Origin of the sequence: Thermoflexus hugenholtzii JAD2 (assembly GCF_900187885.1) — a bacterium.
GTDB classification, from domain to species: Bacteria; Chloroflexota; Anaerolineae; order Thermoflexales; family Thermoflexaceae; genus Thermoflexus; species Thermoflexus hugenholtzii.
In genome coordinates this window covers 20,854-31,759 of the sequence record NZ_FYEK01000022.1, presented here as the reverse complement: position 1 = coordinate 31,759, position 10,906 = coordinate 20,854, and the positions used below count along the sequence as shown (strand labels likewise).

General features: G+C 68.8%; 14 protein-coding genes. 4 read left to right on the top strand and 10 right to left on the bottom strand.

The genetic code is table 11. From position 1 onward, the window contains the following. Positions 1–78: 78 nt before the first annotated feature. The 6 genes from CFB18_RS05285 to CFB18_RS05260 all read right to left on the bottom strand — a co-directional run bounded on the left by CFB18_RS05285 (position 79) and on the right by CFB18_RS05260 (position 5,915). Positions 79–309: a hypothetical protein gene (locus CFB18_RS05285; protein WP_088570761.1), complete on the bottom strand. Its 231-nt coding sequence runs from the start codon at positions 307–309 to the stop codon at positions 79–81. Between the two features lie 101 nt (positions 310–410). Continuing rightward, on the bottom strand, positions 411–2,378 hold the full coding sequence (locus CFB18_RS05280; protein WP_200808093.1) for a GNAT family N-acetyltransferase: 1,968 nt from the start codon (positions 2,376–2,378) through the stop codon (positions 411–413). Between the two features lie 43 nt (positions 2,379–2,421). Next, positions 2,422–3,108: a DNA/RNA nuclease SfsA gene (sfsA, locus tag CFB18_RS05275; protein WP_088570760.1), complete on the bottom strand. Its 687-nt coding sequence runs from the start codon at positions 3,106–3,108 to the stop codon at positions 2,422–2,424. Positions 3,109–3,119: 11 nt separating this feature from the next. After that, a complete protein-coding gene (gene queA, locus CFB18_RS05270) occupies positions 3,120–4,196 on the bottom strand; it encodes a tRNA preQ1(34) S-adenosylmethionine ribosyltransferase-isomerase QueA (protein WP_088570759.1) in 1,077 nt (358 codons plus the stop codon). Continuing rightward, positions 4,159–4,779 (bottom strand): DUF3109 family protein, encoded by a 621-nt coding sequence (locus tag CFB18_RS05265; protein ID WP_159461590.1) that lies wholly within the window; start codon positions 4,777–4,779, stop codon positions 4,159–4,161. The genes queA and CFB18_RS05265 overlap by 38 nt, the downstream gene beginning before the upstream one ends. A gap of 32 nt (positions 4,780–4,811) precedes the next feature. Then, positions 4,812–5,915 carry an aminopeptidase gene (locus CFB18_RS05260; protein ID WP_088570757.1) on the bottom strand — a complete coding sequence of 368 codons (1,104 nt, stop codon included), beginning with the start codon at positions 5,913–5,915 and terminating at the stop codon, positions 4,812–4,814. A 139-nt stretch (positions 5,916–6,054) separates the two neighbouring features. Here CFB18_RS05260 and CFB18_RS05255 point away from each other — a divergent pair, with 139 nt between their 5' ends. Further along, positions 6,055–6,810, top strand: coding sequence for an enoyl-CoA hydratase/isomerase family protein (locus CFB18_RS05255; protein WP_088570756.1), 756 nt, complete (start codon positions 6,055–6,057; stop codon positions 6,808–6,810). A gap of 48 nt (positions 6,811–6,858) precedes the next feature. On the opposite strand, the gene mntA is transcribed toward CFB18_RS05255, so the two are convergent. From mntA to CFB18_RS05235, 4 genes are read right to left on the bottom strand one after another with little or no spacing between them, the layout of a single operon-like run. Continuing rightward, complete coding sequence (mntA, locus tag CFB18_RS05250) at positions 6,859–7,332, bottom strand: type VII toxin-antitoxin system MntA family adenylyltransferase antitoxin (protein WP_088570755.1); 474 nt, start codon at positions 7,330–7,332, stop codon at positions 6,859–6,861. Next, positions 7,329–7,835, bottom strand: coding sequence for a CRISPR-associated protein Cas4 (gene cas4, locus CFB18_RS05245; RefSeq protein WP_159461589.1), 507 nt, complete (start codon positions 7,833–7,835; stop codon positions 7,329–7,331). Before cas4 ends, mntA begins: the two co-directional genes overlap by 4 nt. A gap of 7 nt (positions 7,836–7,842) precedes the next feature. Beyond that, positions 7,843–8,103 carry a hypothetical protein gene (locus CFB18_RS05240; protein ID WP_088570753.1) on the bottom strand — a complete coding sequence of 87 codons (261 nt, stop codon included), beginning with the start codon at positions 8,101–8,103 and terminating at the stop codon, positions 7,843–7,845. Continuing rightward, positions 8,100–8,507 carry a DUF3054 domain-containing protein gene (locus tag CFB18_RS05235; RefSeq protein WP_159461588.1) on the bottom strand — a complete coding sequence of 136 codons (408 nt, stop codon included), beginning with the start codon at positions 8,505–8,507 and terminating at the stop codon, positions 8,100–8,102. Before CFB18_RS05235 ends, CFB18_RS05240 begins: the two co-directional genes overlap by 4 nt. A 194-nt stretch (positions 8,508–8,701) precedes the next feature. On the opposite strand from CFB18_RS05235, the gene CFB18_RS05230 reads away from it, so the two are divergent. Genes CFB18_RS05230 through CFB18_RS05220 form a run of 3 tightly spaced genes read left to right on the top strand, consistent with a single transcriptional unit; the run spans position 8,702 to position 10,883 of the window. Continuing rightward, complete coding sequence (locus CFB18_RS05230) at positions 8,702–9,931, top strand: aminotransferase class I/II-fold pyridoxal phosphate-dependent enzyme (protein ID WP_088570751.1); 1,230 nt, start codon at positions 8,702–8,704, stop codon at positions 9,929–9,931. A gap of 14 nt (positions 9,932–9,945) precedes the next feature. Beyond that, the gene (locus CFB18_RS05225; RefSeq protein ID WP_088570750.1) at positions 9,946–10,173 is read left to right on the top strand and encodes an FmdB family zinc ribbon protein; all 228 of its coding nucleotides are present in this window, start codon (positions 9,946–9,948) and stop codon (positions 10,171–10,173) included. Continuing rightward, positions 10,170–10,883, top strand: coding sequence for a hypothetical protein (locus CFB18_RS05220; RefSeq protein WP_088570749.1), 714 nt, complete (start codon positions 10,170–10,172; stop codon positions 10,881–10,883). Before CFB18_RS05225 ends, CFB18_RS05220 begins: the two co-directional genes overlap by 4 nt. Positions 10,884–10,906: the final 23 nt, after the last annotated feature.

Below are 10,906 nucleotides of genomic sequence, written 5' to 3'. Positions count from 1 at the left end.
CGGATCGCAGGGGGTGGCTGGCGGGAATCCCCCATCGCTGTGGAGCTGCCCCCCGTTTCATCCATCCACATCCCACCCTCAGGAGCGAGACTGTAAGCGGCGCCACAGGGACAGCACGCCGATCCTCAGCGGGAAGGCCGCCGCCTGCACCAGATACGCATCCACCCGAAGGCCTCGAAGCCATCCCCGTAAGGGCTCCGGCAGCCCAGCCAGGCTCTGGAATCCAGGCGGGGTGATCAGCCCCACCAGCACCAGTCCGAGGATCCAAGCGATCCAGGCGGCGCGGGCCTGGAGAGGAGCTGCGCGCAATGCCCCCCGAACAGAAGCAGGGTGAGTCCTGCAAAAGCCAGGTTCAGCCCCACCTGTGCCCAGCGCATCGGCTCGAAGGTGAACGAAATGCGGGGATTCCCTCACCCGGCTGGCGCCTCCGGTTCTCCGGAGCGCGGGAGGACCCGAAAGAGACCATAGCCGATGAGGACAGTGAGGTCGGGCTCCAGGCCCTGGAGGACCTCCGGGCGGTGAGTGGCGGCGATCAGGGTGATGCCGTGGGCACGGCACAGAGCCGCCACCTTACGGGCCACCCGCAGCGCCATCGCCGGATCCAGATGGGCGGCGAACTCGTCGATGAGCAGCAGGTTCGGCCGCGCCGCCAGCAGGTAGGCGATCCGCGCCCGCTCCTTCTGCCCGGTGGAGAGCTCGGAGAAGCGCGCCCGGTAGAGCACCGCGTCGGCGATCCCCGCCACGTTCAGGACCTCGATGGCCAGCACCTCATCCCCTGTCCGCCGATACAGGGCTTCCAGCAGGGTCTCCTCCCCGAACTCCGGCTCCACCTCGCCCGGCAGATACGCGGCCGCCCGGATGTTCTCCGGCACCTCGATGCTCCCCGCCTGCAGGGCATACAGGGCGCGGATCGCCCCACGGGGCAGCGGGGCCTCCCCCCGCCGGGCCGCCGCCCCCAGCAGCAAGCGCAGCAAGGTGGTTTTCCCCGCCCCGGACGCGCCAATCAATGCCACCACCTGTTGGGGGTGGATGGTCAGGGATACATCCTTCAGCACGATCTTCTGGATCGCCCGCTCCTGAACGCCAAAGGCCTCCAGCACCTCCTGCACCGGGCGCGCCACCCCGGCCAGGCGCAGAAGGCTTTCATAGCGATAGGTCACATGCCGCAGGCGAATAGGGCCGGCCAGCGGCTCCACCGGCCGGAAGGCCGGACGGTAGAGCCGCCCGCGATGGGCCCGGGCGACCGGGTCGGTTTCATAGAACCGCTCCAGGTAAGGCTGCGCCTCCTCCGTTAGCGGGTAGACCAGCACCGGCCGCCCGGAGGCGGTGTCGCCGAGATAGCGGAAGCCCGCCCGCTCCATAAACGGGTTGTAACGGGCCATCTGAGCGATGGTTTCCAGAAGCACCTTGGGACGACGCATCTCCGGGATCCGCCGCTCCCGGATCCAGGCGATGGCGGCTCGCAAGGCCAGCTGCCCCAACCCATCCGCCCGGTAATCCGGATGGACCACCACCCGCGCCAGGCGGGCCACCCGGGTATCGCAGACCCGCAGGGCGATCTCCTGGGATTCCCACCACAGGTCGAAGGGGGTGAGCTCCGGCCGCTCCCGCTGCAGCTCCTCTTCATAGCGCTCCGGCCAGAAGGGAGGCTCGAACCATTCGGGGGGGAAGATGGCCTGCCGAAAATGGGGCTGGACGGAGCCATCGGGCAGGCGGCGGTGCATCAGAGGGATCGGCGGATCGATCCGCACGTATCCGATGTAAAGGGGCTCATAAGGCATGCGCTCCTCCAGGGTCAACACCAGAAAGCGGGAGGCCCGGGTGGCGTCCTTGAGGTCGCCGAAGCGCATGGGGCGGCGACAGCGGGGGCACTGGGGCCGGGCGTTGGCCTCCGCCCAGATCCGATCCTCCGGGCACCACCAGCGGGCCAGGATCTCGGCCTCAGAGGCATAGTGATGCTGCTCCAGATCGACGATGGCCTCGAAGTCCGACTCCAGGCCGGCCTCCCGGGCCCGCACGGCATAGCGATACAGAGGCGCCGTCGAAAGCGGGGAGGAGCGTTCCAGGACGAAGGAAGCCTGATACATGGGCCAGACCGGGATCCACTCCCCGTCGACCGCACGCCACAGGGCGTAGGCATCGAAGGTCAGGGCCTGGGGATCCGCCCCTGCGCCCAGGGCCACCCACACCTCCTCCCCCGGGCGGAACCACTGGGCGATGGTCCCGGTCATCGGCAGGCGAAGCCGCCCGTCCTCCCCCTCCACCTCCAGCATGCCGAACCAGCGGTATCGGAAGCGATCGAGCCAGACGCCCCGAACCCGATAGGGCTTCCCCGCAGGATCCGGGACGCCGGATGGATGCGCGCGCTCCGTCGACACGGAATCAGACCTCCAGACGGATTCCCTGATCGACCCGACTTCCTCACAGGATCACCGGGATGGCCTCGGCCAGCCGGATCTCCTCAATGGAGACCGTGCACCGGTAGGCCAGGGCCTGCACCCCTCCGGCCACGACCGCCCGCAGCATCCGCCCGAAGGCGGGGTCCGCCGCGTCGTGGGGGCGGAAGGCCCGGGCGTCCGGCCGCTGCACGATGAAGACGATGAAGGCCTGGGCGCCCGCCGCGTAGGCTGCCTGGAGCGCGGAGAGATGGCGCCGCCCCCGCTCCGTGGGAGCATCCGGGAAGAGGCCGCAGCCATCCTCGACCAGAGTGACGCTTTTCACCTCCACATAAGCCAGGCCCTCCGGACCCTCCAGGCGGAAGTCCACCCGGCCCTCCCCCAGAGGGGGCTCCGGGAGCAGACGGATGTAGCGGCGGAAAGGCGCCAACCGCCCTTCGGCCCAGGCCTCCCGGAACAGGGCATTGGGAACCCGGGCGTCCGCGGAGACCAAGGTGCCGTCCGGGAGGGCCACGAGCTGGACATCGTAGCGGGTGCGCCGCGGGCCCTCCCGGCGGGCCAGCCACATCGGGTATCCCGGGATGAGCAGCTCGTGCAGGCGGCCGGAGTTGGGCAGATGGGCCTGTGTCCGGCGCCGGCCGAGGCGCACCTCCACCGCGAAGCGATTCAGACGTCGCAGGAACACCGCGGGGATCAAGGGCGGCCAGCGCATGGCGGCAAGGCTCACAGGATCAGCATAGCGTCGCCGAAGGAATAGAACCGATAGCCTTCGGCGATGGCCGTCTGATAGGCCCGGCGCATGAGATCATAGCCCATGAAGGCAGCCACCAGCAGGAGCAGCGTGGAGCGAGGGAGATGGAAGTTGGTGATGAGGGCGTCGACGGCGCGGAAGGTGAACCCGGGATAGATGTAAAGATCGGTCTCCCCCTCGAAAGGCCCCACCGTCCGCCAGGGGCAGACATCCTCCGGGGAGCAACCCAGGCCGTAACGGGCGGCGGTCTCCAGGACCCGCACCACGGTGGTGCCCACCGCCACGATGCGCCCGCCCTCCAGCCGGGTCCGGTTGATCTGCTCCGCCGTCTCCGGGGACAAGATGCACCACTCCCGGTGCAGCTTGTGCTCCCGGACATCCGGGGTCTCGATGGGACGGAAGGTGTCCAGACTGATGTGGAGGGTGACGAAGGCGAAGCGGACGCCGTGCTCCCGCAGGCGGGCCAGGAGCTCGGGGGTGAAGTGCAGCCCGGCCGTCGGGGCGGCCACGGAGCCGGGCGCCCGGGCATAGACGGTCTGGTAGCGCTCCGGGTCGTGGAGGGGCTTTCGGATGTAAGGGGGGAGGGGGATCACGCCCAGCCGTTCCAGCCAGCCCTCCGGAGGGACCGAGAAGCGGAGCAGGCGGAGCGGACCCTCGCCCTCGGCCTCCACCTCGGCGTGGAGATCGATGGGCTGGTTGCCGGAGAGCAGCTGCAAGCGCAGGCCCGGGCGGACGCCCCGACCCCGCACCATCGCCCACCAGCGATCCGCCGCCACCCGCCGCACCAGCAGGAGCTCCACCCGACCGCCGGTAGGCTTCATGGCGAACAGGCGGGCCGGGATCACCCGGGTGTCGTTGAACACCAGCAGATCCCCCGGCCGCAGATACGCTACGATCTCGCGGAAGATCCGGTGCTCGATCCTCCCGGTCGCCCGGTCCACCACCATCAGCCGCGAGGCGTCCCGAGGCTCGACGGGCTCCTGGGCGATGCGGTCGGGCGGCAGCTCATAATCATACGCTTCCAGACTCAGGAGATCCTTCGGCTCCATAACGGGCGCGATACAGATCCAGAAGGGTCTGAAAGCCCTCCTCCCCCAGCACCCACTTCACCTCCTGATCGAAGACCAGAAACAGCGGACGGGCCGTCTCGGCGGGCTGCTGGCAGGAGGCCTCCGCGTAGAGCTCGTTCTCGTCATCCAGGATCAGCTGACCTTCCCACAGGGTGAGGGGGTAGAGGGCGCAGTGGAAGGGCTTGAGGGCCCAAGGATGCATGCCGGCCTCTACGGCCGCCACCTGCAGGCCGCAGCGGCCGTCGTCCAGCAGGAAGATGCACGACTGACCGACCGGATGGTTGGGGTTTTCGATGACCGTGGTCCCCACCCAGTAACCCGCGGGCGGCGTGTCATCCCATTCGGGCTCCGGATCGAACCAGCGGCTCGGATCCCGGCGGTCCGGCGGCAGGACCCGCTGGACGAGCTCGGCGTGGCGGAGGATCTCATCCCGCTGCTCCACCCGCACCCACACCCCATAGGCGCAGCAGCGCCCCCGGCAGTAGGCGGGGCCGCACCGCTGCACCGGCCGGGGCTCCAGCAACCGGGGATCCACCCGAATCCCACGGATCTCGATGGTCATCCCGGCCATCCCCTTCCACCGGAAGCAGGAGGTTATCCGATCATGAACTTCCCATCCCGATAGAGGACCTCGCCATCCACCACGATCTCTCCTTCTTTCAGATCACAGATCAGGTCCCAGTGGATGGCGGACTGGTTGGTCCCTCCGGTCTCGGGATAGGCGGCGCCCAGGGCGAGGTGGAAGGTGCCGCCGAGCTTCTCGTCGAAGAGGATGTTGCGGGTGAAGCGGCGGATGGCGAAATTCGTGCCGATGCCCAGCTCCCCCAGCCGCCGGGCGCCCTCGTCGGTCTCCAGCATGCGGTGGAGGAAGGCCTCGTTCTTTTTGGCCGTGGCCTTCACCACCCGCCCGCCCTCGAAGACTAGCTCCACGCCGTCGACCTCCCGGCCGCCGTAGAGGGCGGGGTAGGTGAAGCGGACCCAGCCTTCGGTAACGGTCTCCTCGGGGCCGGTGAAGATCTCGCCGTCGGGGAAGTTGTGGCGGCCGTCGGCGCTGATGAAAGTTCGCCCCTCGATCCCCAGCACCAGGTCCGCGTTCGGGCCGCGGATGTAGACCCGACGGCGGCCCTTCAGCCATTCCACCAGGCGCGCCTGGAAGGCCGCCTGCTCCTGCCAGCGGGCGACGGGATCTTCGTCGTTGAGCCAGCCTGCCTCGTAGACGAAGTCCTCGAACTCCTGGAGGCTCATCTCCGCCTCCTGCGCGTAGGCCTCGGTAGGGTAGAGGGTGAGGACCCAGCGCAGCTCCCCCCGGGCGGCCCGCTCCATATAGGTGCGGGTGAGATCCCGGCGGGCCGCGGAGGCCTTCGCCTGACGGGCCGGATCCACCGTGCTCAGGGAGCGGGTGTTGGTCTCGCTGAGCACGCTGATCAGGACGTCGAAGGTCTCGACCACCAACCGGTCGATGGGAGAGACAAAGGTGAGCTGATGATCCTCCGCCACCCGGTAGAAGATCTCGGCCGCCCCCGGGAGGGAGACCAGCAGGTGGGGATAGGCCCCTCGCTCCAGGACCTGCCGGTAGAGGGTGAGGAGCAAGGGAGCGGCGGCCGGGGTGCCCCGGAGAGCCACCTTGTCCCCCGGCTTCACCGCCGTGGCGTAGTCCACCAGCACCCGGGCCCACTTCTCCAGACGCGGATCGCTCATCGGACACCTCACGGCGAAGGGAATGGATCCTTCTCCGTGATTATATCTTGCGCCCGTCTTCCGGAGACATCGGATCCGCCCTCCGGCGGATGGTCCAGGCTATCATGGTCCCCGAACGTATGCGGGAGAGGAGGAGGGGATGTTGCGGATCACCCGCGAGGGCGGCCTGGCCCTCTGGACAGTGGATCGGCCCCATCGGCGCAACGCGATGGATTGGGCCACGATGGAGACCTTCGCCCGGGCGGTGGAGGAGGCCTGCGCGGATCCGACGCTGCGGGTGGTGATCCTCACCGGCGCGGAGGGGGCGTTCCTCTCAGGGGCGGATCTATACGAGTTAAGCAGCTACCGCACCGAGGCGGACGGCCGGCGGCTCTCGACGCTGATGGGAGAGGCGTTGCGCCGGATGGAGACGGCGCCCTGGATCAGCATCGCGGCCATCAACGGCCCCGCCCGGGGGGGCGGGGCGGAGGTGGCCCTGGCCTGCGATCTGCGGGTGATGGCGGAGGACGCGGACCTGGCCTTCGTGCAGATCACATGGGCCCTCCCGCCCGGATGGGGCGGCGGGCAGCGGCTGCGGCGGCGGGTGGGGCTCGGCCGCGCCATGGAGCTGCTCCTGACCGCCCGACGCATCGGGGCTTCGGAGGCGCTGCAGCTGGGCCTGGTGGAACGCATCGCACCAGCCGGCCAGGCCCTCGCCGTCGCCCGGGCGCTGGCCGAGGAGATCCTCCAATGGGACGCGGAGGCCGTGCGGGCGGTCAAGGCCCTGCTGCGGGAGGGGGAGGAGATGCCCTACGAGGCCGCCCTGGCGGCAGAGCGGGAGCGCTTCGCCCGCCTCTGGGCCGCCCCCGCCCACTGGGCCGCCAAAGCGCGTTTCCTGAACCGGCGAAGTATGTAGCCCCCGAATTTTTATAGGGGGGCTTCAGCCCCCAGGCGGAGCAGACGCTCATTCACGGGGTTCATGGGGCGGCTCCTCGGCAAGACGGCCGGTTCGAAGACGCTCCTCAAAGGCCTGCTGAACCATGGCGCGCAGGAAGGCCGTATCCAGATAGCGCTGGATCGCCCGCGCCCGGAAAGCCACAAACCGTTCGTGATCTTTGCAGAAAAACAAGCGGCCCTCCGCGAGCACCCGATGCGTGAGGGCGGGACGGCGCTCCAGGGCCGTGTTCAGAACCAGAAGATCCACACTCCGGCCCAGGGCGATCTCCAGCTCCGCAGCGAGCCGTCCCAAATCGAGCGCCGACATATGAGCATGGACGTCCTCGGAAATATACACGGCCACATCCAGATCGCTCCACGGCCTCGCCGTGCCCCGGGCAAAGGATCCGAAGAGCAAAGCGAACTCCACCCCATGGGCGGCGAGGATCTCCTTCGCCCGCTCCAGGCGAGCCTCCAGCGTCCTATCGTTTGGGCTGCTCATTCCAGCGCCTCCTCGCAGATCGGCCGAAACCCGCAGGCCCGGCAACGGGCCGGGATGGCGTGGGAACGGTGCGCTTCTCCATAGACCAGATCCCGCCGCATGGCCTCCAAGACACCGAGCAGCTCCTCCCGCAACGCCTCCGTGTAATCCACGCGGAAGGTCCGATCCCGGTAGCGGATCAGCCCGTAGGGCGGGCGCTCCCCCAGGGCCTCCTCCACCAGCAGACAGTAGGCCGCCAGCTGCAGGCGATGGGAATCGTAAGGCCGCGCCGGCGCGGACCCCGATTTCACCTCCACCGGGATCAGTCCCTCCGGACGGCGGATCAACACGTCGGGCCGCCCGCTCAAACCGTAACGGGGCGCCCGCAGCACCGGGGCGGGACGTCCGCCGAGGTCCTCGGCGACCACGGCCCCGCCGGGCAGGCCCGCCATCCGCCGGAGGAGCCATCCGATCCCGCCGAGGAACACCGCCAGGACCAGCAACAGAAGACCCGTCAGCGTCATCGCCGGATCAAAACGCCCGCAACGCCCCGACCTCCTGAACATCCACCGGAACCCCGTCGATCTCCGGCGGGATGCGGTCCTCAGGGGCCAGCTCCTCCAGCGGGACCTTGCGGCGAACGGAGACGACCAGGCAGAGCTCGCCGGTCGGCCGGCCGCCCCGCTGCCGATAGCCGATACCGACGGCCACCACGTTGGCCTTGCGCAGCAGCTCCGCCTCCCGCCGTCGCTTGACCTCCCGGAGGCGCGTGAGGGCTTCCGGTTCGCTCATCGCAGGGCCTCCGGGGCCGCCCGGCGTCGAAGTGCGGCGTGCAGCAACAACCGCCAGGCGAGCAACAACGCGCCGTTGCCGATCAGGGTGATCAGGGCGAAGGCCAGCGGGGCCGGCCGCCCGAGAAGGAGGCTCCGCAGGGCCAGCCCCAAGGCCCATGCCCCCAGCCAGGCCAGCCCGGTGCGAACCCCCACCCGGGCGAATGTCGCCGAGGGATCCGGGCGATGTCCGCCGAACAGGGGGATCAGCACCAGCCAGGCGAGGGCGAAGGGGAGGGCCGCTCGGACCACTCCCCAGAGGGGCGGCCCTTCCAGCAGCAGGCCGTGGCTGGCCCGCCCCATCGCCGCGAAGATCAGGAAGAGGAGAAGATCCCCTCCCAACGCCACTCCACTCCAACGCGTCATCGGTTCCTCCCGGAGCTCCGGCCTGTCCATCGCTTCCTCACTTGCTTCCATTGTAACGTGGGGCAGGCCGAGCGGGGGAGGGTTGACGGAAGGGCCGTTCCTTCTACAATTGAAGGGGTGAGCATGGGGCACCCTCCGAAGACCCGCCCGGCGCGATGTGGCCTTTCCGCATGCGAAATCCGATGGAGGGGGCGATGGATATCTTCGCGAAGTGCTACGGGTTCACCACCGCGAAAGAAGCGATGGCCGCCGGCTTCTATCCCTATTTCATCCCCCTGGAGGAAAACGAGGGCACCGAGGTCATCTACCAGGGGCGCCGCATCCTGATGTTCGGCTCCAACAACTACCTGGGCCTGACCACCCATCCCAAGGTCAAAGAGGCGGCCATCGAGGCCCTCAAGCGCTATGGCACCTCATGCACCGGCTCCCGCTTCCTGAACGGCACCCTGCGCCTGCATCGGGAGCTGGAGGAGCGCCTGGCCGCCTTCGTCGGCAAGGAAGCGGCCCTGGTGTTCTCCACGGGCTATCAGACCAACCTGGGGACCATCTCCGCCCTCGTCGGGCGGGGGGATTACGTGATCCTGGATAAAGAGGATCACGCCAGCATCGTGGACGGCGCCCGGATGTCGATGGGGGTGACCAAGCGTTTCTCCCACAACGACATGGCCGCCCTGGAGCGCCTGCTGGCTGCTCTCCCTCCCGAGGCGGGCAAGCTGGTGGTGGTGGATGGGGTGTATTCCATGGGCGGGGACATCGCCCCGCTGCCCCAGCTGGTGGAGATCTGCCGCAAACACGGCGCGCGCCTGATGGTCGACGACGCCCACTCCCTGGGGGTCCTCGGCCCCAACGGGCGCGGGACCGCCGCCCACTTCGGGCTCACGGATCAGGTGGATCTCATCATGGGCACCTTCAGCAAGTCCTTCGCCTCCATCGGCGGGTTCATCGCCGGGGACGAGGCGGTGATCCACTACATCCAGCACCACGCTCGCTCCCTGATCTTCAGCGCCAGCCTGCCCGCCCCCAACGTGGCCGCGGTGCTGGCCGCCCTGGAGATCATGCTGGAGGAGCCGGAGCGAGTCCAACGGGTCAACGAGATCGGCGCCCGCATGCGCTACGAGCTCCGCCGCCTGGGCTTCGACATCGGGCCCAGCCAGACCCCCATCGTGCCCATCATCATCGGCGACGACATCAAAACTGCCCTGGCCTGGAAGGCGCTCTTCGAGAACGGAGTCTACGTCAACTGTGTGGTCGGCCCCGCCGTCCCTCCCGGCAAGCAGCTCCTGCGCACCTCGTATATGGCCACCCACACCGACGAGCAGCTGGAGCGCGGCCTGGAGATCTTCGAGCGGGTGGGGCGGATGCTGGGCCTCATCAACCCCTCGACCGCCCATGCCGAGGAACCTGCGCCTTCCGCCCATCCCTGAGGAGGAACGCGAGGATGCCGCTGTATGAATACCTCTGCCAGGATTGCGGGACGAAGTTCGAGCTGTTGCGGGGGATGGCCCACGCCGACGATCCTGCCCCCTGCGCCCAGTGTGGGAGCCTGCGCACCGGGCGCCTGATCTCCCTGTTCGCCGCGGTCAGCGACGGGAGGATCGTGACCGGCCCGGCCGGGTGCGCCGGGTGCTCCGCTCACTCCTGCGCCGCATGCGGATGCCATCGATGAGGTCCCGCCTCGATCCCCGACCTCGCGCCTTCCTCCGGCTTCTGCTCCTGCTCCTCGGAGTGGGAGCGGTAGGACGGATCTCGGCCATCGCCTGGGCCCAGGGCAACGCCCAGGTGATCTCGCCTCCCCGGGATCAGCCAGTGCGGGGCACCGTCGACATCGTGGGCATCGCCACCCATCCCAACTTCGCCAAATACGACGTGGCCATCCTGGACGCCTATGATTTCACCAAAGAGTGGCGCTGGCTGGTCGAGGGCCGGGCGGTCCGCGCGGAAGTGCCGATGGTCCTGGCCACTTGGAACACCACGCTCTTCCCCGATGGGGATTACGTGATCCTGATCCGCATCTGGGATCAAGGAGGCGGCCACCAGGATTTCCTGTTCCCCGGATACCGGGTGGCGAACGCGATGCCCACCCCTACCCCTACGGAGGAGATCGCCCCAACTTTTGAGCCCGAGCCCACTGGCACCCCTGTCCTCACCCCGACCGTTCAGATCGAGCTGCCCCCCACTCCCACGCCCGGCCCCACCCTCACCCCGATCCCGGGGATCGGTCGGACCACCGGGAGGGATTCCTTGGGCCCCGAGGCGTTGATCGGTGCGTTCCTCCGGGGAGTCCAATGGACCTTCCTGCTGTTCGGGGCCTGGGGCGGGATCCGGCTCCTGCGCTGGGCCTGGCGCCGGCTGGCCCGTCGGCCCCGCGCCCCCTGAGGGCCGCTCTCCCCTCCTCATTA